The following is a 20,486-nucleotide window of genomic DNA, read 5'->3' on the forward strand; positions in this document are numbered from 1 at the left end:
GCACAGCCTAGACAACCTCGGGCGCTGCGCGCCATACCTTCAGCTGGTGTATGTCCTGAGAAACATCAACGCGGTCATGATCAGGCCGATGGCGACGATGCCGATACGGTGCCACTTCGGCTCGATGCGATAGCCGAAGGACGCGCCGAGCCAGCCGCCGAGCATGGCACCGCTGGCCATCAGCAGCGCGATCGGCCAGTCGATCAGGCCGAACAGCGCATAGATCGTCACCGAGATCGTGGTCAGCGTGGCCGACATCACTGCCTTCATGGCGACCGAAGTCAGCAGCCGGGTCTGGCCGAGCAGGCCCAGCAGGGCGATCACGATAATGCCCACGCCACCGTTGAAATAACCGCCGTAGCTGCAGGCCAGATACAAGGCGATCGCGGCCACCGGCGTGCTCGCTTCGCGGCTGGCGATCATGCGCTTGAGCCAGGGTGCGGCCGCGAAGATCGCGGTGGCCACCAGCATCAGCCAGGGCACGATCGCCGAAAACGCGCGGTCGCCGGTGGCCAGCAGCAACAGCGCGCCGCTGATGCCGCCCGCGGCGGCGATCGCGACCATTGCCCACAGCGACAGCGCGGCAGGCGGTTCGACGTCCTTGCGAAACCGAAACAGGGTGGTCGCATACCCCGGCAGTACGGCCGTGGCGCTGGTTGCGTTCGCCACCGTGGGCGGCAGACCGTAGAACAGCAATGCCGGCAGGGTGATGAAGCTGCCGCCGCCGGCGAGCGCGTTGATCGCCCCGGCGGCGAGGGCGGCCGCGAATAGCAGTATCAACTCCAAGGGTCGCTCTCTCGTGGTCGTCGGCGCAGCGCGCCCGGTGGCGAATGGTAACGCGAGCCCGGATGATCGCGCTGTGGCAACTCGGCTTGGAGCATCGCTTACGACTTATTGCGTACTTGACCGGCGCATTGGCCAGCGCACTATCCACTGTGGAAGTGAAATTCGATTTCGCGAATAGCGAGCGAACGCTTCCGACGCCGTGCGGTCGCGATCGCGCGCTATCAAAATAATAAGGAGGAGAGGGGATGTATCGATCATATGGGACTTATATGACGCTGGGCTTGTTGTGCGCGGCGGGATTGCTTACGGCATGTTCCAGCGACAGCAACGATTCCGTGGATGTTGGAGACAATACTTCGCTGAGCCGTGCACAGGACAGCCGGACGTTCTCGGTGGACGAGGATGAACTGGCCTTCGACGCGCTGCCGGGCGTCACCACCGACCGTTATAGCGGCGTGCTCGATGGCGCCGGCTATCGGGTCGAGGTGCCCGAAAACTGGAACGGCATGCTGGTCATGTATGCCCACGGTTATCGGGGCGAAGGCCCGGATCTGACCGTGGACAGCCCCAGCCTGCGCCCGTACTTCATCGCCAACGGCTATGCCTGGGCCGCGTCCAGCTACAGCACCAACTACTACGATGTACGCACCGGCGTTGAAGACACGAACAACCTGGCGCTGAATTTCGCCGACATCACCGGCCAGATGGCGCCCAGCAAGATCTACATCATGGGCGTGTCGATGGGGGGCCACATCACGGCGGCGGCCATCGAGGACGAAACCGCGGCCACCGCCGTGCACAAGGTCAGCTATTCGGCGGCCATGCCCGCCTGCGGTGTCGTCGGCGGCGGTGATACCGAGTTCAATTATCTGCTCAACTTCACGTTCGCGGCGCAGAAGATCGCGGGCATGGGGCCGAGCATGTTCCCGAACACGGATTTCGATCAGGCCGCGATCGATGCGGTGCTCTGGGATACGCTGCCATCGTTCAGCGAGCAGGGCGTCCCCACCGAGCAAGGCATGCAGTTGGAAGACGTCGTGCGCCAGCTTTCCGGCGGCAATCGGCCGGTCTTCGAGCTCGGTTTTCGCGGCGGCTACTACAACGTCGTGATGGGTACGGGCGGCCGCGACGGCAAGGTCAACGGCATTCTCGCGCGTGATCTGACCGATAACAGCGATTATGTCTACCAGTTCGACGCCGATCCGGCCCAGTCCACCGAGGAGAGCGCATTCAACGGCTCGATTCTGCGCGTCATGGGCAATCCCGGCGCCAATCCGCCGCAGCCGGACGGCCTGCGCTGGATCCCGCGCGTGAACGGCGAGTTCAGCGTGCCGGTGGTGTCATTGCACGGTCTGGGTGATCTGTACGTGCCCTTTTCCAACGAACAGGTCTACCGCCGTCGCGCCGAGGCCAACGGCAACGGCGATATGCTGGTCCAGCGGGCGATCCGCTCGGCGCCGCACTGCGACTTCACCGCCGCGGAACTGGTCAGTGGCTTTCAGGACATGATCGACTGGGAGCAGAACGGCACCAAACCGGCCGGCGACGAAGTGCTTGACGCCGACACGGTGGCCGCGGCCGACTACGGCTGTCAGTTCACCAGCGAAACACGAGCGGGTGTTGCCGCCTGCCCGGTCGACTGATCGCGACAGGAGACGCAGGCAAAAGGAAAGGGTGGCTTCGGCCACCCTTTTCCATGGGCGCCGTGTCTGTCTTGTTCGTCTGGCCAGCGCGTGCGAGCCGCTGCTGCGACTCAGCCCCGGGCCATGCCCGCTAGCATCAACAGGCCGTAACCCGCCATTAGAATGCCGGCCAATCGGGCGATCCGGTCGCCCATCGGGCTGATTTTCTCGATCAGCACGAACACCGCGATCGCGACGACCCAGACCAGATTCATCACCCCGGTGACGAACAGCAGGGCCATCAGTGCCCAGCAGCAGCCAACACAGAACAGGCCATGGCGCAGGCCCATGACGAAGGCGCCGAGCCCGCCCTCGCGCCATTCGGTGAGCAGAAAGCCCAGCGGCGAACGACAGCGTCGCAGGCAGGACTGCTTGAGCGGCGACCATTCATAGACGCCGGCCTCGATCAACAGCCCAGCGCTGAGCAATGCATGGCTGCTCACCATGATCGGCGAGAGCAGGGCCGCGCCGTGCAGGCCCCATTGCAGCGCCGCGGCGACGAGACTGAAGCCGGCCCAGACCGCGAGATAACCGAGTACGAACAGCGCACTCCGTTGCAGCACGGCCGGCGCGGCGACGCGTGCCCCCAGCGTCTTCGTGTACAGCAGCAGCATGGGCGAGGCGGACGGCATCATCATCGCGACCATCATGATGATCCACATCACCACCAGCAGCACCAGCTCGACGGCATCCCAGCTGCGCGGCGCAGGCATGGTCATGGGTCCGGCCATGACTTCCATCTGCCAGGCGAGATGGATCGTGTAGAGCCAGGCCAGGCTGGTGAGCGCGATCACGCCGAATAGCACCGCCCGACGGTCGCGCCGGGCTGCCGCGGCCACCGGCGATTGCGGGGTCACTGCCTTCGCTCAGGCGGCGTAGGAAAATGGCGAGTAGAAGCCGTTGCGATCCGAAATATCCCAGTGCATGTCGTGATCGTCGAACCGCAGGTGCGACGAGCGGGCCGCCGTGGCCGGATAGCCGGGGGCAATACACAACGGATGATTCTGGATCGTCACGTCGGCGCCGCCCTGGCCCTCGATGCCTTCGATACTGGTCTCGGCCACCTTGCCCACGCGCAGGCTGCGTTTGCGCCCCTTGGCCTGATAGTCGATCGGCACTTGGGCCACGCCCAGAATGTTGCCGACATGCGACGCCAGCACCGACGGATGACCGCCGGCCTGGCCGGAGAAGATGTTCAGCAGAGCGTCCTTCTGGGTGTCGTCCGCACGCGCGTCCAGATAGACCGCGGCATTCCATTTCACCTCGGCCATGTGTCCGGGCGAGTGCACCGCGAAGGCGACGTTGAAACCGTCCAGCGTCACCTCGCCGAAATGGCCCTGCTCGATATGCCAGGCGACCACGGCGGTGCATTCGCCTTCGGTGGGCGCGCTGAGAAAGACACAGGGGCAGGCGATAGTGCAGTTGCAGGCTTCGAAATAGGTGCCGGCAAGTTTCCAGTCGTGATCCGTCATGGTGTTCACCTTCAAGGCAGATGGCCGGGAGAGGATTACTGACACATCGAACAGACAGTCGGGTTGAAGCGGGATCCGCCAGCCGCAGCCCTTTTCATGCCTTATAGCGCCATACGCGCCGCAGCGCACGTATCGGTTGCGCGCGGCTGATCCGCCGCGAATGCGGCGGCGATCATGCCGCGCGGATTACGCGCGCGTGGCGGTACGGCGTGCGGCTATTTGTCGGCGCCGGCGCGGCCCGATTTGAGCAGGCTGGCCACGGTGGTGATGATCAGCACGCCGATGATGATCGACAGCGACAGCCAGATCGGGATTTCCGGAATGCTGGTCACATGCTCGCCGCCGTTGATGAAGGGCAGTTCGTTGCCATGCAGGGCTTCCACGATCAGCTTGATGCCGATGAAACCCAGCACCACGGCCAGGCCGAAGCTCAGATACACCAGCCGGTTGAGCAGGCCGCCGAGCAGAAAATACAGCTGGATCAGGCCGAGCAGGGCGAAGGCGTTGGCGGTGAACACGATATAGGGCTCTTTGGTGAGCCCGTAGATCGCCGGAATCGAGTCCAGCGCGAACAGGATATCGGTGGCGCCGATGGCGATCATCACGATCAGCATGGGCGTGATCATGCGCTTGCCGTTCTTGACGATGGTCAGCCGGGATTCGTTGTATTCGTCGGTGGCCGGCAGATATTTCTGGGCCAGCCGTACCATGATATTGGGTTCGAATTCCTCGTCTTCGTCGTGCGAGGTCGTGGCCAGGCTCCAGGCCGTGTAGAGCAGGAAGAAACCGAAGATATAGAACACCCAGGAGAAGTGCTCGATTGCCGCGGCACCCGCGGCGATGAAGATGGTGCGCAGAATCAGCGCGATCACCACGCCCACGAGCAGCACCTTCTGCTGGTAGGCCTTGGGCACGTCGAAGGCGCCCATGATGATCACGAACACGAACAGGTTGTCGACCGACAGGCTTTTTTCGGTGACATAGCCGGCGAAATATTCCACGCCGTGCTGGCTGCCCCAGACCAGCCACAGACCGCAGCCGAAGACCAGCGCGATCACCACATAGAACAGCGACCAGCCGCCGGCCTCCTTGAGGCTGGGTTCGTGTGGCTTGCGCACATGCGCGAAGAAATCGAAGACCAGTAGTGCAAGTATGCCGGCGATCGTGCTGGCCCAGACCCAGACAGGTACATCCATCGTTTTCTCTCAGTGGCTATCACGGGGCAAAATATTGCCGTCGGCCCCGGTGCGAAAGTCATCCTAAGGCGCTGTTCGTCAAATGGCTGTTAAGACTGGAAGTAGCAGCTATCTGGTCGCCTGCCGCGTGTCGTGGCCGCGATACTCCCGGGTCCGCGTCATGTCGCCGGTGGTCGCGATGGTACTTCACCCGCGGCCCTTGCGGCGGAGTACGGTCGCGACCGCAGCGAAAAAACTGGCGCGGCGATGGGTTTCGACCGTTAGAATCGTCGCATGAACGAACAAGTTTCACATCGAATCCGCAGCATCTGTGTCTATTGCGGTTCGCGCGACGGTGCCCGTCCGGTCTATCGCGCCGGCGCGGCCGCGCTCGGCACCGCGCTCGCGAGCGCCGGCGTTCGGCTGGTGTACGGCGGTGCGCGCGTCGGGCTGATGGGCGTGATCGCCGACGCCGCGCTGGCCGCGGGCGGCGAGGTCTATGGCGTGATCCCGCGGTCCATGACCGAGCGCGAACTGGCGCATCCGAACCTCACCGAGCTGAACGTCGTCGAGACCATGCATCAGCGCAAGCTGGCGATGATCGACGCCGCCGACGGCTTCATCGCCATGCCCGGCGGCTTCGGCACGCTGGAGGAGTTGTTCGAGGTGCTGACCTGGCACCAGCTCGGCTGGCACGACAAACCCTGTGGCCTGCTCGACGTGGACGGCTTCTATGCCCCGCTGGCCGCCTGCATGCAGCATATGCTGGCCGAGGATTTCGTTGCCGCGCGCCACGTCGAGCGTGTTCACCGGGCCGCCGAGCCGACCCGGTTGCTCGCCATGATGGGCGTGGCCGTCGATGATCAGGAACCCCGTACCCAGCAGCACCGGAGATAGACGATGAGCCCCAGTCAGGACAGCGTGTCGTCCAGCCAGCAGGACCAACACGCCACCAGCACGGCCGGCCGGATCGGTCTGTTTCTCGGCCCGCTGTGGCTCATTGCCACCCTGGTGCTGCCGGCCCCGGGCGGCATGGACGCCGCTGCCTGGCACTGCGCCGGGCTGGCGCTGTTCATGGCGACCTGGTGGGCGACCGAGGCGATTCCGATTCCCGCCACCTCGCTGCTGCCGCTCGCGGTCGGCCCCGCGATCGGGGTGGGCGAATTCCAGGAGCTGGCCCACGGCTATGCCGACGACATCATCTTCCTGTTTCTGGGCGGTTTTCTCATCGGCCTGGCGATGCAGCGCTGGAACCTGCACCGGCGCATCGCGCTGACCACGCTGCTCGCGGTGGGCACGAAACCGGCGCGCCAGATCGCCGGTTTCATGATTGCCACCGGCTTCATCAGCATGTGGGTATCGAATACCGCCACCTCGATCATGATGCTGCCGATCGGCATGTCGGTGGTCAGTCTGATGAGCGAGGACGACTCTCCCGAGGTCGAGCGCTATGCCACGCGCCTGCTGCTGGCGATCGCCTACGCTGCGTCCATCGGCGGCGTCGCCACGCTCATCGGCACGCCGCCGAACGCGTTGCTGGCCGGCTATCTGTCTTCCGATCAGGGCATCGATATCGGCTTCGCCCAGTGGATGGTCGTGGGCCTGCCGGTGTCGCTGGTGATGATGGCCGCGGCCTGGGCCTGGCTGGTGCGCGGCGGTTTCAAGCTGGATACCGGCGCCGCCGGCCGCGACATGCTCCAGGGCGAGTTGAAGAAACTCGGCCCGATGACGAGCGCGGAAAAACGCGTCGGGTTCATGTTCCTGCTGGCCGCCGTGCTCTGGATCATGCGCCCGCTGCTCAGCGATGCCGGCATCGACTGGTTGTCCGACGCGATGATCGCCATGGCCATCGGCGTGGCGCTGTTCGTCGTGCCCGCGGGCGGCAAGAACCGTGGCGCGCGCCTGATGAGCTGGGAGAACGAGGCCAACGTGCCGTGGGGCGTGCTGCTGCTATTCGGCGGCGGGCTGGCGCTGGCGAGCGCGATCAAGGACACGGGGCTGGCGGAATGGATCGCCACCCAGATGGAAGTCTTCGACGTGCTGCCGGCCGTGCTGCTGGTGGGCGCGGTCGTGCTGGTGATCATCTCCCTGACCGAGGTCAGCTCGAACACGGCCACGGCCGCGGTGTTCCTGCCGCTGCTGGGCGCGCTCGCCGGCTCGGTCGGCATCGACGTATTGCTGCTCACCGCACCGGCGGCGATCGCGGCCAGCTGTGCGTTCATGATGCCGGTGGCCACGCCGCCCAACGCCATCGTGTTCGCCACCGGGCGCATGCGCATCCAGTCGATGATGCGCGCGGGCCTCGCGCTCAACATCGCCTGCGTGTTCATCGCCACGCTGCTGCCCTACATGATCATCCGCGCGTTTTGGTAGCGCGCGGCAGGTCTCGACCGGCGCGGGCCTGACGGTGGCGCGCGCGATCGCGCCACCGCCCGGCGTGCAGGCGGGGGCGACCGAGTTCATCGCCATCGACGTGGAAACCGCCAACGGCGATTCCGGCAGCATCTGCCAGATCGGCTTCGCCCGCTTCGCCGACAATGCACTGGTCGACAACTGGTCGTGGCTGATCAACCCGCAGACCTGGTTCTCGCGCGACAACATCGCCATTCATGGCATCCACGCCGCCGACGTGCGCGATGCGCCGACCTGGGCCGAGTGCCATGCCGATATCGCCGCGCTGCTGTCGCACCGGATCGTGGTCTCGCATACCGCGTTCGATGTCACCGCCACCGCGCGTGCCTGCGCCAGCGCCGAGCTGCCGTTGCTGGAAGCGCTCTGGCTGGATTCCACCCGCGTCGCCCGGCGCGCGTTTCCGCGTTTCGCCCGCCGCGGCTACGGGCTGGCGAGCCTGAGCCGCTATCTCGATATCGACTTCGCCCATCACGATGCCGGCGAAGACGCGCGTGCCGCCGGTCTCGTGGTGCTCGCCGCGGTGCGTGCCAGCGGCCACTCGGTGGCCGACTGGCTTACCGAGGCCCACCGGCCGTTGCGTGAATTCACCAGGCCCGCCGCACGCCGATAACGCATCCGCGCCGCCGTGCGGGCGGTATAGTGGGGTAATCGCTCCCACGCCTTGAACCATGCCGTCTTTTGCCCGCTTTACCGATCGTCTGCCGGACCCGTCGGCACTGCTCACGCCGGTGCACACGCGCCTGCGCGACTGGATCGTGGGCGTGGTCGCGACCACCGAAGACTTCGGCATCAACTACGACGCCCCGGTGGGCGACGCCGGCCTGTTCGGCCCCGACAGTGCCACCTGGAAGATCCACGGCGACTTCCCCGGCATGATGGCCGGCGGCATCGCCGCGCTCATGCTCCAGACCCTGCATCCGCGCGCGCTCGCCGGGGTCATCGACCACTCCAATTTCCGTACCGACGCGCTCGGGCGGCTGCGCCGGACCACCATGTTCGTGGCCGCGACCAGCTATGCGCCCACCGCCGATGCCGAGCGCATCATCGAGCTGGTCGATCGTATCCACGACCGGGTCAAGGGCCGGACCGCCAACGGCGAGCCGTATTCGGCCCACGATCCGGACCTGCTCACCTGGGTGCACTGCACCGAAATGGCCAGTTTTATCAACGGCTATATGCGCTATCGCCGACCCGATCTGAGCATTGCCATCCAGGATCGTTATTTCGACGAGACCCGGCGTATCGCCGAAGCACTTGGTGCCGAGAACGTGCCGGCCTCGCGCCAGCAGATGGACGAATATTTCGCCGCCATGCAGCCGCAGCTGCGCTTCGACGAACGCTCGCGCGACACCCTGGCGGTGCTCGAATCCATGACCCTGCCGATTCCCGTGGCCGGTGTGTCGCGGCGCATGTTTCTCGGCGCGGGTGCCGCGCTGCTGCCGGAATGGGCGCGCACGCTCATTCATCGCACCTCGCGCCAGCGCCTGCTGGATCGCGCCGCCGCCGAAAGCCTCTACCGCGTCGCGCCGCTGATTCGTGGCTCCATGAAAGAGGGCGTCGCCATGCGTTCGGCGCGCCGTGTCGGCGCCGATCGCGATTGTCTGGCATTCGATTAGTCGTCAGCCACTGCCGCGCGGTCTTCGAAATGGACATCAAGGTTGTGGTGCATAGCGCGGATAACTTCTAAAAACACCTCGAGCTTTTCAGGTTCGATGTCCTGGATAAGACGTTGTTCGCGCGCCAGTGCCGCAGTCAGCAGTTGGTCGTGCAGGCCGAGTCCGGCCTCGCTGAGTCGCCAGGTTTTGGCGCGTGGGTCGCGCTCGCGTGCTTCGAACTGCGTATAACCCAGTTTATTGAGTCGTTGCAGCGCACGACTCGTGGCCGCCTTGTCGAGTGCAACGACCTCGCACACGCGCGCCGCGGGAATGTCCGGCTCGATGGCGAGCATGGATATCACCCGCCATTCGACGATGCCGACGCCGAAACGCGCGAGATACTGGCGCGATGCGCCTCGCGACAGCGCATTGTTCACGCTGACGAGATAGTACGGAATATAGTTTTCGAGATTGACCACCATGCGGCCGTGGCGGCGGCTGGCGGGGCTCGATAAGCGTCCGTCCGGGCAAAGAGGGCTGGTGTTGGATCGGCTGGCCACGGCGTACTCCTAGTCGGTCATGCGCGCTCGTTTTTCAAGAATGAGCCAGCCAAGGCGCGCAGATCGTGCTCGAATTCCGTGATCGTGCGTTTATCCACGGGCGGCTGCAAGCCCAGCAGCTTGCGAGCTGCGATGTGTTCGGCGGGCGCATCGACTGATTCCGTGCCGAGGTAGGTCGAGCCACAAAAACAATCCACGATGAGGCCCTTGCCGTTGATCGAGCGATGAGCCACCTGTTCATCGGCCCCGGCTGTCAGGCCGGCGATCTGGAGTTTGCCGCCGTACTGGTCGCTCCAGAACCAGGCCACGGTATCGTAGGGTTGCGCGCTACCCAGAATACGCGCGGCCACGTATTTGGCCTGATCGGCGGCGTTCTGTACGGATTCCAGCCGTATTCGTTTGCCGCTGGCGCGATGAACGAAAGCCGCGCAGTCGCCCACCGCGGAGACCGCGGGATCTCCTGTCAGCAGGATTTCATCGACGAGAATACCGTTATCGGCGCTCAGGCCGGCTGCCGCTGCAAGCTCGCTATTGGGTACAACGCCGGTTGCGATCAGGACCAGATCGGCGTCCAGCGTCTGGCCATCGGCGAGAGCGACGCCGGCCGCACGGCCTTCGGCGTTGCCGATGATATGGCTGACCTTTGCTCCCAGACGCACGTCTACCCCGGCTTGGCGGTGGGCCGCCAGATAATGAGCCGATATGGTGTCACAGACGGCGCGTGCCATCAGGCGGTCGCCGGCTTCTACGATGGTCGTTGCACAGCCGCGTTTGTGGGCCGCCGTGGCGAACTCCAAGCCGATGAAGCCGCCGCCGATGATCACCACGCGATGCGCGGCCGCTAGCTGCTCGCGGATATGACGGGCATGCGCGAGCGTTCGTAGCTCGATCACGCGGCCAAGATCGGTGCCCGCTATCGATAGTCCACGGTTACGTGCACCGAGGGCCAGAACCAGATGGTCGTAGGTGATACGGCGGCCATCGGCGAGCATCACGGCTTGTCGGCTGCGATCAATCGCGTCGATCCGGCAGTCCGCTTCGATGCCAATCCCGTGCTTGGCAAAAAAATGGGGCTTGCGCAGCACCAGTCGATCGTCGGCGCCGTGCTCGAGATAGGCCTTGGAAAGAGGCGGGCGTTGATAAGGCAGGCCCGGTTCGTCGCCGAGCAGCGTGATGGGTCCGGTATAACCGCCGCCACGCAGACTGGCCGCTGTCTGAAAACCCGCCTGTCCGGCGCCGGCAATTACGATGCCATGCGCGGTCATTGTTCTTCCGGCAATTCGATCGTCATGCCGTCGAATTGCGGTGTGACGACCAACTGACAGGAGAGGCGGCTGCTGTGTCGGCGCGCGGTGGCTGTGCAGTCGAGCAGTTCTTCTTCGCTTTCGCTGCGGGGCGGCAGTTGATCAGCGAAAGCCGGGTCCGTATAGACATGGCAGGTGGCACACATGAGCGCTCCGCCGCATTCCGCAACGATGCCTTCGATATCGTTGCCGACCGCGGTTTCCATCACGGATTCGCCATCGGTGGCCTCGATGGGCATGCGTGTGCCGTCGGCTTTTATGAACACAAGCTGGGTCATTGGATCGATCCTCCTAACTGGCCACCAGCCGGATGGGCAGGGTTTCGAGCGAGCGCATGGAATTGTTCGGGCGCCAACAGGCCTCGCCCGTCAGTTCGATGCGATCGACGCGCTCGATCAGCGCCAGCAGTATCGCTTCGACCTCGGCACGCGCCAGGTTCTGGCCGACACAGGCGTGAATTCCCGTGCCGAACGCAAGGTGCCCGACCGGCTTGCGTGCGACATCGAAACGCGCCGCGTCGGTCCACTTCTCGGGATCGAGATTCGCGGCTGCGAGCGTGCACAGGATCTTGGTGTCGGCCTGGATCGGCACGTCGGCGACCGTGGTGTCAGCGGCCGCGGTACGACAGAACGTATGCACCGGCGAGGTGTAGCGCAGCACTTCCTCGAAAGCCACACGCACGAGTCTGGGATCCGCCTTGAGGCGCTCGAACGCTTCCGGATGATGGGCCAGGCACCAGAGCGTGCCGCCGATGCCGCTGACGGTCGTGTCGACGCCGGCGGAAAGGAAGGAGCGCACGAGCATGTTGGCCTCCTCCTCGGTCGCTTCTCCGGCATCCACGGCTGCGTAGATCAGGGCGCCCACGCCGTCGCGCGTCAACGCGTCACGCTGGCAGCGTTGGGATATCCAGGCCACGGTGTCGGCGGCACTTTCGCTGTTGCGGCGGCGCAGCGAGTTGTCCGGGCCCAGCCCATTGAACACCATCGAACCGTAGTCAAGAAGTCGATCGCGATCGGTCTCGCGCATGCCAACGGCCTCGGGAAATACGGTCGTGGGAAAGGTTTCAGCCAGCTCGGGTACGGCATCGAAACTGTCGCCTGTGACCAGTTCGGCGACCAGCTTGTCGGCGACCGCACGAAAGCGATCCTTGAGCCCCATGACGACTTTCGGCGACAGGGCGCGGCCCATCACCTTGCGTGTCTGGGTGTGATAGGGCGGATCGACCTCCAGCAGACGGCTCGGCGCACGCCAGGGCGACTTCAGCTTGAAGTCCAGCAAGCCGACGCCGCGTGACGAAACGAAGCGCTCCCAATCGCCGAAGACTTCTTTTGTGACGTCATAGCGCCCGCAGGCGAGCGCTGCATAGCGCGATAGATAAACGAACGGCCCCTTGTCCCGCAGTTCGCGGTAGTAGGCCGTCGGGTCGGCCAGCACTGCCGGCTCGTAGGGGTCGATATCCCAGACCGGCACGCCGGCCGGCGGCGCCACCGCGACGTGGTCTTCCACGATTTTCATGGCGACTCTCCTCCGCATTTTTCTATGAGTTGTTATATCAACCCAATATGCGAGAAAAAGAATCGGGCTGTCAAATGGCCCGGCGTGTACGCACGGTCACGTGGGTGCCGGCCGTGAACAGCCGCGAGGCGTCAACCGGCTCCGGGCAATTGCGCTACGGGCTTGAGAAACGGCGCGGGGTTGACCGGCCCGCCGGACGTATAGATGCCGAAATGCAGATGCGGCGGGGTGGTGCGGGCGTTGCCCGTGTTGCCGACGTGGCCGATGACTTGGCCCTTGTCGACCCGGTCGCCGGATTCCACCTCGAACGAATCCAGATGCGCGTAGTAGTAGCGCGCACCGCCGATGCCGAAAACGCCGCCGGACAGCCAGATATGGTTGCCGCCGATGCCACCGGTGCCGGTTCGTACCCGGCCCGCGGTCACGGCGGTCACCGGCGTGCCGCGGTCGGCGAAGATATCCACGCCGTGATGGGCACGCGAGCCACCGTCGCGCGGTGCACCGAAGCCGCTGCCGATATCGCGCGGCGCGCCGCCCTCAACCGGAAAATCCAGCGAGCCGCCGGTGGCGGTCGCGAGCGAATAATTCACCGCCGCGAACAGCTCCGGCTGCAGCACGATGCGATAGCGGCCGTCGCGGTCGACGACCTCGGCATGGCGCTCGCCGTCGGCGGTCAGCTCGGTCACCGTCGACCAGTCGCCGTCGCCGCTCCGGCGTTCGAGACTGGCATAGAGCCGGCCGCCGGTTGTATCCGTGCGCGTCAGCCGCCAGACGATCTGCTCGCCGCGATCGAGTGTAGCGTCATAGACATGCGCTTCAACGGTGTCGGGGCTGAAGCGGGCGTCGGTCCGATAACGCCGCCCGATCGACGTCGGGTCTTTGCTGGCGCGTTCGACCGCGTTGCGCCAGCGCTGGCCCAGCGGGCTGTCTTCGAGCCCGGCGATACGCAGCCGCCACACGAAAAGCTGGCGCGGCGACAGGCCCAGACCGTCGAACGCCACGGTCCGGACAGCCGTGGCAGCACTGTCGGCGGCCTGCCGGCGCAGATCGGGCCGGGTGGCCAGTAGCGCAATCAACGCCAGCAGCAGAAGCAAAAACAGCCAGGGCCGTACGTTGCGCGCAGGCCGCTTGGCCGGCTCGGCCGGTTGCGGCGTGTCGGCAGGATCTGGCGTGCTCTCGGTCTCGGAATCGGTCATGCGTAACAAATTGGACAGTAATCCGCAGAGTACGTGCTCACGGCGCGCGTGGATGGCCGACTGGAAGTATGCCGGCCACGCTTGGGTAGTAGTACGGATTTTTCCGGCGAGATGTCGCCCTTATCGTGCCGCGCGTATCAATGGGTACAAGCGCAACGAGGGCTGCATGAGCAAGGACGACACCGATCTCGGCACGATGGACGCCGGTCGACTGACCGCGCTTTTCAAATCCGGCGACGCCTCGCCGCTGGAAGCCGCGCGCGCCGCATTGGAGCGTATCGAACGCTTCAACGATAGCGTCAACGCCTATGTCTACGTCGATCGAGACGGCGCCGAGGCCGCGGCCAGCGCCTCGGCGCGGCGCTGGGGTCAGGGCCAGCCGCTGAGCCCCATCGACGGGGTACCCGTCTCGCTCAAGGACCTCACCGAAGTCGCCGGCATGCCCGCGCGTGAAGGCTCGGCCACCACCGGCACCGAGCTGTGCGAACACGACGCGCCGCCGGCCCGAATGCTGCGCGAGGCCGGCGCGGTGCTGCTGGGCAAGACCAACACCCCGGAATTCGGCTGGAAAGCGGTCACCGACAATCGCGTCTACGGTGCGACGTGCAATCCCTGGGATACGCGTCTCACCCCCGGCGGTTCATCCGGCGGTGCGGCCGCCGCGGCGGCCCTCAACATGGGCGTGCTGCATCAGGGCGGCGACTCCGGCGGCTCGATCCGTATCCCCGCGGGCTTTACCGGCGTGTTTGGCTTCAAGCCCACCTTCGGCTGGACCCCGCAGTGGCCGCCGGCCAAGATGCCGACGCTGTCGCATATCGGGCCGCTCACGCGCAGCGTGCCCGACGCTGCGCGCATGCTCAACGTGATCGGCCGCTACGACTATCGCGATCCCTACGCCACCCGCGGCCAGCCCGACGACTGGGGCGTGGATCTGGAATGCGACCTGCGTGATCTGCGTATCGCCTATTCGCCCGACCTCGGTTATGCCGAAGTCGACGAACAGATCGCTACCCGCGTGCGTGAGGCCGCGACCCGGCTGGAAGAGCTCGGCGCCGAGATCGTGGAAATCCATCCCGGCTTCGAATCGCCGATCGAGATATTCCGTCGGCTGTGGTTCACCGCCTCGCTGGAAGTCTGGTCCCAGTGCGACCAGAAAGGCCGGCAGCTGCTCGACCCGGGCCTGGTCGCCAACGCCAAGCATGCCGAACAATGGAAGGCCATCGACCTGTTCCGCGCCTACGCTGACCGCACCCGCCTCACCCAGCAGCTCGAGCATTTCAATCAGGACTATCACCTGCTGATGACGCCCACCGTGCCGATCCAGCCGTTCGAGGTGAATCATGAAGTGCCGCCCGACAGCGATATGCACGACTGGGAGGAATGGGCGCCGTTCTCCTACCCGTTCAACCTCAGCCAACAGCCGGCCGCCTCCGTGCCCTGCGGTTTTACCGACCGCGGCCTGCCCGTCGGCTTTCAACTGGCCGGCGGCAAGTTCGACGACGTGCGCGTGCTACGCGCCTGCAACGCCTATATGCAGGCGCATCCGCCGCGCTTCCCGGCGGTGCCGAACCCGGCCGAGTATGGGTGATGTGACAAGGCCGCTTATGTGGTCGACCGTTAAAGGCTCGCTTCGGCGAGCCTTTTTTGTCGGCAGGATTTGTGGGATGTTCGAGGTTCAGCCGGAAGAGAACAGACTTCGAAGAATATTCAAGGCGAACCGTACGGCCCCGGCGGGCTGTCTAAAGATGACTACTCGTGTTTTCGTAATTGCTTAATTCAACAAGCGGTATAGCAACCATGACGCCACGTAACTATATGATTGCTATCAGTCGTGGTTTGCTATGCGAACAAGAGTTGCGATGCTATACCTACTATCCGCCGTATACTTGGCGTTAAACAACACTCGGGTTTAAAGACTATTTCGACGAATTTAGAGTAGAAAAAGCCGAAAAATCATGATAATTACGAAGTAACAGCGAGCTGGCGCATAACGGACTTCATGCGACATCACGCAGCCACTTCGGTTCTCGGACTTTCGAGGCTTTGTCTGCGTGTTTCGACAATAGCTGCTCAGGAGTTGTCCAGTGTCGTCTAACAGCCCGTTGAAGCGGACGCCACTTATTTTTGAGGCTTTCATAAATAACGACAGTCAGCGAGGACGCGTCATCGGCGGACATTTACCGGACGCCGCTTAACTGGGATGCGTTAGGCAAAAGGCTTGTAAGTGGACGTAATTCTCGAAGTTCTAGGAATAATTGTTTGGCCATTAACGGTCATCGTTATCGTTTTGATACTTCGCAAACCTATTGGCGACACGATTCGCTCGTCCAAAAAATTTAAATTTAAAGATGTGGAGATACAGTTTGACTCGGAAGCACGTCAGCTGCGTGAGGAAATAGAAAGGGAGATTCCAGAGCAAGAAAAGCGAGTTGTCAGGCTGAAGACCGAAGACTCGGATATTCGTTTTTCACGTGCCCGGATTCCTCCAGACCAGCGAATATTCGTTGCCTGGCAGCGTATCGAACAAGCAACAAACGAACTGATAGAGCGGCACGGCCTCGCTACCAAGTCGAGTGTATCGCTGGAAAAGGCTGCCAAGAAACTCTTGCAAGCTGGAGTATTGGATAGGTCGTCGGCATCAGCCCTTGAGGATGTGGCAGCATTTCGAAATAAAGCAGTGCACTATGGGCAAAGCTCTATTTCTCAGGAGGTCGCCGACTCCATCGAAGCAGTAGCAAATCGCCTTACTGCCTATTTTGAGATTCTATGATGCCTAACCAATCGCTGCAGTTGACCGCCCAAAGCGCTGCCGCGCTTTGGGTTCCCTCCGCAGCCTTCGGCTGCTCCGGCGGCAACTGAGCTTAGGCGTTAGACGAAAAGGGGGAAATTGTGAGGTATATAGTCTTAATAGTGGCAATGTTATGTCTAGAGGGCTGTGTAATCGTTCAGCCCGATTCCAAGACAAGAACAACGGATCCTCAATCCCAGAGTCAAACGGCTAATACGCCTAAGCCAAAAGTAAATTCCGACCCAGCGCCGGCCGGTAATAAGCCAAAGACAATTGCAGACAGTATCCAAGCCTGTAAGCGGCTGCAGGCTACGAATGATATCCCTATCACCTGTACAACCCGCTATATTGACGGAAAGCCGGCAATGATTATGGGATTTCCCAACAAGCATACTTCTGAGAACTGGCTGCAAACAATTACGCAATACGTTTCGGCACCGTATTGTGAGGCTGCTAACTCATCGAATAGGCAAGCTTTTCTGGCAATAACGCTAAAAAATGAGAATGTCGGTAGAGTCTACGCATGTGAAAAACAAGAATGGTCGGGCTGGTTTTCGCTAACAGACGAGCAAACGACCAACCGAATCTCGACCGTTGCGGAGGCCAAAGCGGCATGCAAGAGGATACAAAGCGCTCAAAGTCTTCCTATAGCATGCAAGTTTAACTACTTAAATGATACGCCGGGCATTTTTTTACGCCTAAGAAACAAGTCGGAATATGGTCGCTATAAAAGGACCCTAATGAAATCACTTGTTGAGCCTTTCTGCTCGGCAGAGAATAAAAAGAGGCAGTTCGCAATAGTCGCATTCAAATTAGATGAATACAATCTCGTTAAATTCTATTCTTGTCCGGACAGTAAATCGACGGAATGGAAAAATTATAGTGGTCAAGGCGTCTAACAGTACGCTGCAGTTGACCGCCCAAAGCGCTGCCGCGCTTCGGCCGGCAACTGAGCTTCGGCGTTATACGTCAGCCCCTAACTAAGGTGTATGGCCGATCAATAAGCGGGGTTTCATCAAATTGTTTCTGTCGTGCCGCACGCCGTTTGTTTATTTCGCAGTTGGGCTCCGAGCAACGCGCGCCCAGGTTGTCATAGCTGCAAACGTGGAATCGGGCACCCTCTAAAACAATATGTTGTTCTGTTCCGTCATCGTTGTATTCCGGTTTGTAGCGGTGCAAATCCAGCACCTTAACCGTCCGCATTATTATTCCCATATCTATCCCTATGCTTACGTATAACAAATCGTTGGAGTTGATGCGGGTTCCAGGCTCATTGGCTAAAGCTCAACTCCGGTGGCCCGCACAACTCAACTCAGGCGTTAGATAAACGGATCGAAAGTTGTCTTCTATTTTTACCGCCGTGCTTTCAATCGTCGCGATTGCCATTTCACTTGCATCTCTGCGCCTAGGATTTACCAACAGAAACGAGCAACGAGCGGCATTGGTACTTTCGAAGAAAACAGAACTGACCAACAAGCTAATCGAAACTAATGGGAAATACGGCCATTTGGCGATGGTGTACGCTCAGAAAATCTTGTTCTTAACATCAAATGCCGAAGCCCACGACGCAGAGGAAGTCGAGCGGGCTAGGTCGAACATGGAGATTGCGAAGCAAAAATCCGAGCAAATGTTGCAAGAGCACGCGGAGCTTTTGGAGAGTGACAATATCTCGCTTACGCATTTGGAAAAGCGGCTGTAGCTCGTAGGGTCCTATCTTGCTGATGCCACTGCTCAGCTATCGAAAGAGCATGAAGTATTCAGTGAGCTTAAAACTACCAACAGATCAATCTAACGAGGCGCTGCAGTTGACCACCCAAATCGCTGCCGCGCTTTGGGTCTCCTCCGCAGCCTTCGGCTGCTCCGGCGGCAACTGAGCTTAGGCGTTGGGCAGCAAGATGAGTGATGACCGAAAACGCATACCTGTAGACACTGAGTACGTGAACGCTCTCGGCCTAGCTGTATACACCTTCGCGAGGCTTGAATGGCAAGTGGCTTGGTGCTCAGAAAAGATTAAGCCCGGTGCGCTGCAAAAGATCACTAGCGAGGAATTGACGGCAGGAAAAATCGCCAAACACTTCGCTAATTTGGTCAGAAATATGCCGAAGTCAGGCGCAAGAAACGAACTTTCCGAATTAGCTAAAGAGTTCACTTATTTAGTCGATCAGCGAAACGAAATTGTTCACGGCAAGCCGTGTACCGCACCCGACGGTAAACAACGGCTTAGCAGCAGGTCGATCATAGAAATCTCAAAGCTCGAGCACGCAGCGGATAGCTTTGTTCGGTGTGGAGGCAAGCTCAATGCAATGTTCTATGGGTTTCTTCAAGAATATGTTCCCGGCTGACTTAAACAAATTGCTGCCCAACAAGTCGCTGCAGTTGACCACCAAACCGCTTCGCGGTTTGATTCCCTCCGCGGCCTGCGGCCGCTCCGGTGGCAACTGAGCTTGGGCGTTAGCGGTATCAACGATGGACGCGGATTATTTCATGCGCGAAGCGCTAGTCGAAGGGCGAAGAGCTAGAGCACACTGCGAGCCAAATCCGCCGGTCGGGTGTGTAATCGTGGCAGACGATGAAATCGTCAGTCGAGGTCATACACAGTCGCCGGGTCGAGCCCATGCAGAGGCAGCGGCGCTTGCATCTCTCGGCAGTATCGACTTTGCAAAAGTCACCGTCTTTGTAACGCTGGAACCATGTTCCTTCCACGGACGAACGCCGTCATGCGCAACGGCGCTAGCAGAGCTTGGCGTATCAAAAGTAGTTATTGCGCTCATCGATCCGGACCCTCGCAATAGCGGTGCCGGCGTTGAGCTCCTACGTCAAAGCGACGTGCAAGTGGAAGTAGGCGTGCTCTGCGAAGAGGTTTACCACGACCTTCGGCCGTATTTAAAAGACGCTAACAAATCGCTGCAGTTGACCGCCCAAAGCGCTGCCGCGCTTTGGGTTCCCTCCGCAGCCTTCGGCTGCTCCGGCGGCAACTGAGCTTCGGCGTTAGCTCCAAAGGGGATTGCAGTGGGTCATTCAGAAGTTTCTAGAATCCCGTATGAAGAACGCGACGATGATCAAAAGCTCGAATCGAACTGGAAAAAAGCTCGAAAACTATTCGAACGCGAAGACTGGTCAGCTTGCGTACTGCGAGTAGCCACGTCGGCTGAAATAGCTGCGAATATCTATATCCGAACGTTCCTACTTGTAGACTTTTCCTTGCCACCAAGTTTTGTAGACTCACAGCTCTCCGGTGCTAACGGGCTTGATGGTAAGTTTAGGCGACTGATAAAGCCTGCCGCGGAACATCGTGGGACGTGGTCCGAGCTAAGAACCGTGCAGAGAAAAATCCAGACGCTCCATCAACATCGGAATAGCGTAGTGCACTCTGGAAGTTTTAAATCGAAGTCTGATGCCAAAAGTGCGTTTCAAAGCGGTTTCGCTATTATTAGGGCCCTGGCGCCAGCGGAATCGGGAAAGCTGGTGCTCCCATATGAGAGCTAACAATTCGCTGCAGTTGACCGCCCAAAACGCTGCCGCGTTTCGGGTTCCCTCCGCGGCCTTTGGTCACTCCGGCTGCAACTGAGCTTCGGCGTTATGTTTCAGGGAGGCATCGATGGCAGATTTGATCTCTACGACGACAACTGCGATTCAGTTAGTAAGCCGGCTTAGGGAAGTTAACAAGAATATCGCCAACGCCGAGTTCAATAATCTAATAGCTGATCTGAGCATCGAACTCGCTAATATGAAGGTTCAAGTCGCAGGGCTAATCGAGGAACACGATAGCCTCCGTCGCCAATTAAGCAGCAAGAACAATCCGGAACTCACTTTCAAAGAGTTTGCTTATTACTCGGAAGACGGCGATGGTCCGTTCTGCCCTGGCTGCTACGACAGTGACGGAAAGAAAGTGAGACTGGCAAAATTCTCTGGCGCCTTTAAGACATTTGGTAGCCACAACTGCCCGGTATGCAAGGCGGCATTCGGTGGAACATAACAAAGCGCTGCAGTTGACCGCCCAA

General features: G+C 61.3%; 22 protein-coding genes. 13 read left to right on the forward strand and 9 right to left on the reverse strand.

Annotation, left to right across the window (positions count from 1 at the left end; genetic code table 11):
- Positions 1 to 39: 39 nt before the first annotated feature.
- Positions 40 to 786, reverse strand: coding sequence for a sulfite exporter TauE/SafE family protein (locus ACFOSU_RS08755; RefSeq protein WP_380688529.1), 747 nt, complete (start codon positions 784 to 786; stop codon positions 40 to 42).
- A 335-nt stretch (positions 787 to 1,121) separates the two neighbouring features.
- On the opposite strand from ACFOSU_RS08755, the gene ACFOSU_RS08760 reads away from it, so the two are divergent.
- Complete coding sequence (locus ACFOSU_RS08760; protein WP_380688532.1) at positions 1,122 to 2,429, forward strand: alpha/beta hydrolase; 1,308 nt, start codon at positions 1,122 to 1,124, stop codon at positions 2,427 to 2,429.
- 110 nt (positions 2,430 to 2,539) lie between these two features.
- On the opposite strand, the gene ACFOSU_RS08765 is transcribed toward ACFOSU_RS08760, so the two are convergent.
- The 3 genes from ACFOSU_RS08765 to ACFOSU_RS08775 form a co-directional block, all read right to left on the reverse strand.
- The gene (locus ACFOSU_RS08765; protein WP_380688533.1) at positions 2,540 to 3,325 is read right to left on the reverse strand and encodes a DUF2182 domain-containing protein; all 786 of its coding nucleotides are present in this window, start codon (positions 3,323 to 3,325) and stop codon (positions 2,540 to 2,542) included.
- Between the two features lie 9 nt (positions 3,326 to 3,334).
- Positions 3,335 to 3,940 carry a DUF1326 domain-containing protein gene (locus tag ACFOSU_RS08770; protein WP_380688535.1) on the reverse strand — a complete coding sequence of 202 codons (606 nt, stop codon included), beginning with the start codon at positions 3,938 to 3,940 and terminating at the stop codon, positions 3,335 to 3,337.
- A gap of 215 nt (positions 3,941 to 4,155) precedes the next feature.
- The gene (locus ACFOSU_RS08775; RefSeq protein ID WP_380688537.1) at positions 4,156 to 5,136 is read right to left on the reverse strand and encodes a TerC family protein; all 981 of its coding nucleotides are present in this window, start codon (positions 5,134 to 5,136) and stop codon (positions 4,156 to 4,158) included.
- Positions 5,137 to 5,409: 273 nt separating this feature from the next.
- On the opposite strand from ACFOSU_RS08775, the gene ACFOSU_RS08780 reads away from it, so the two are divergent.
- From ACFOSU_RS08780 to ACFOSU_RS08795, 4 genes are read left to right on the forward strand one after another with little or no spacing between them, the layout of a single operon-like run.
- The gene (locus ACFOSU_RS08780; protein WP_380688539.1) at positions 5,410 to 6,012 is read left to right on the forward strand and encodes an LOG family protein; all 603 of its coding nucleotides are present in this window, start codon (positions 5,410 to 5,412) and stop codon (positions 6,010 to 6,012) included.
- A gap of 3 nt (positions 6,013 to 6,015) precedes the next feature.
- Entirely contained in the window at positions 6,016 to 7,488 is a 1,473-nt protein-coding gene (locus tag ACFOSU_RS08785) for an SLC13 family permease (protein WP_380688541.1), read from the forward strand.
- Between the two features lie 34 nt (positions 7,489 to 7,522).
- Positions 7,523 to 8,137 carry an exonuclease domain-containing protein gene (locus tag ACFOSU_RS08790; RefSeq protein WP_380688543.1) on the forward strand — a complete coding sequence of 205 codons (615 nt, stop codon included), beginning with the start codon at positions 7,523 to 7,525 and terminating at the stop codon, positions 8,135 to 8,137.
- Positions 8,138 to 8,195: 58 nt separating this feature from the next.
- Positions 8,196 to 9,143, forward strand: a complete 948-nt coding sequence (locus ACFOSU_RS08795; protein ID WP_380688545.1) for an oxygenase MpaB family protein — start codon at positions 8,196 to 8,198, stop codon at positions 9,141 to 9,143.
- On the opposite strand, the gene ACFOSU_RS08800 is transcribed toward ACFOSU_RS08795, so the two are convergent.
- From ACFOSU_RS08800 to ACFOSU_RS08820, 5 genes are all read right to left on the reverse strand, one after another.
- Positions 9,140 to 9,682, reverse strand: coding sequence for a MarR family winged helix-turn-helix transcriptional regulator (locus tag ACFOSU_RS08800; protein WP_380688547.1), 543 nt, complete (start codon positions 9,680 to 9,682; stop codon positions 9,140 to 9,142). The genes ACFOSU_RS08795 and ACFOSU_RS08800 overlap by 4 nt on opposite strands.
- 17 nt (positions 9,683 to 9,699) lie before the next feature.
- Positions 9,700 to 10,947 (reverse strand): NAD(P)/FAD-dependent oxidoreductase, encoded by a 1,248-nt coding sequence (locus ACFOSU_RS08805; RefSeq protein ID WP_380688549.1) that lies wholly within the window; start codon positions 10,945 to 10,947, stop codon positions 9,700 to 9,702.
- Positions 10,944 to 11,264 (reverse strand): 2Fe-2S iron-sulfur cluster-binding protein, encoded by a 321-nt coding sequence (locus tag ACFOSU_RS08810; RefSeq protein WP_380688551.1) that lies wholly within the window; start codon positions 11,262 to 11,264, stop codon positions 10,944 to 10,946. The genes ACFOSU_RS08805 and ACFOSU_RS08810 overlap by 4 nt, the downstream gene beginning before the upstream one ends.
- A 13-nt stretch (positions 11,265 to 11,277) precedes the next feature.
- Positions 11,278 to 12,501: a cytochrome P450 gene (locus tag ACFOSU_RS08815; protein ID WP_380688553.1), complete on the reverse strand. Its 1,224-nt coding sequence runs from the start codon at positions 12,499 to 12,501 to the stop codon at positions 11,278 to 11,280.
- A gap of 131 nt (positions 12,502 to 12,632) precedes the next feature.
- Positions 12,633 to 13,697, reverse strand: coding sequence for a M23 family metallopeptidase (locus ACFOSU_RS08820; protein ID WP_380688555.1), 1,065 nt, complete (start codon positions 13,695 to 13,697; stop codon positions 12,633 to 12,635).
- Positions 13,698 to 13,863: 166 nt separating this feature from the next.
- Between ACFOSU_RS08820 and ACFOSU_RS08825 the strand changes: the two genes are divergently transcribed.
- The 8 genes from ACFOSU_RS08825 (at position 13,864) to ACFOSU_RS08860 (ending at position 20,461) form a co-directional block, all read left to right on the forward strand.
- A complete protein-coding gene (locus ACFOSU_RS08825) occupies positions 13,864 to 15,285 on the forward strand; it encodes an amidase (RefSeq protein ID WP_380688557.1) in 1,422 nt (473 codons plus the stop codon).
- Between the two features lie 636 nt (positions 15,286 to 15,921).
- Positions 15,922 to 16,467: a hypothetical protein gene (locus tag ACFOSU_RS08830; protein ID WP_380688559.1), complete on the forward strand. Its 546-nt coding sequence runs from the start codon at positions 15,922 to 15,924 to the stop codon at positions 16,465 to 16,467.
- Positions 16,468 to 16,850: 383 nt separating this feature from the next.
- Positions 16,851 to 17,384, forward strand: coding sequence for a hypothetical protein (locus ACFOSU_RS08835; protein ID WP_380688561.1), 534 nt, complete (start codon positions 16,851 to 16,853; stop codon positions 17,382 to 17,384).
- A 440-nt stretch (positions 17,385 to 17,824) separates the two neighbouring features.
- Complete coding sequence (locus tag ACFOSU_RS08840) at positions 17,825 to 18,184, forward strand: hypothetical protein (RefSeq protein WP_380688563.1); 360 nt, start codon at positions 17,825 to 17,827, stop codon at positions 18,182 to 18,184.
- 16 nt (positions 18,185 to 18,200) lie between these two features.
- The gene (locus ACFOSU_RS08845) at positions 18,201 to 18,359 is read left to right on the forward strand and encodes a hypothetical protein (protein ID WP_380688565.1); all 159 of its coding nucleotides are present in this window, start codon (positions 18,201 to 18,203) and stop codon (positions 18,357 to 18,359) included.
- Between the two features lie 21 nt (positions 18,360 to 18,380).
- Positions 18,381 to 18,827, forward strand: a complete 447-nt coding sequence (locus tag ACFOSU_RS08850) for a hypothetical protein (RefSeq protein WP_380688567.1) — start codon at positions 18,381 to 18,383, stop codon at positions 18,825 to 18,827.
- Between the two features lie 124 nt (positions 18,828 to 18,951).
- Positions 18,952 to 19,464 carry a bifunctional diaminohydroxyphosphoribosylaminopyrimidine deaminase/5-amino-6-(5-phosphoribosylamino)uracil reductase RibD gene (locus ACFOSU_RS08855; protein ID WP_380688569.1) on the forward strand — a complete coding sequence of 171 codons (513 nt, stop codon included), beginning with the start codon at positions 18,952 to 18,954 and terminating at the stop codon, positions 19,462 to 19,464.
- Between the two features lie 619 nt (positions 19,465 to 20,083).
- Positions 20,084 to 20,461: a hypothetical protein gene (locus ACFOSU_RS08860; protein WP_380688572.1), complete on the forward strand. Its 378-nt coding sequence runs from the start codon at positions 20,084 to 20,086 to the stop codon at positions 20,459 to 20,461.
- Positions 20,462 to 20,486 lie beyond the last annotated feature (25 nt).

The organism is Salinisphaera aquimarina, from assembly GCF_042643355.1.
Taxonomy (GTDB): Bacteria; Pseudomonadota; Gammaproteobacteria; order Nevskiales; family Salinisphaeraceae; genus Salinisphaera; species Salinisphaera aquimarina.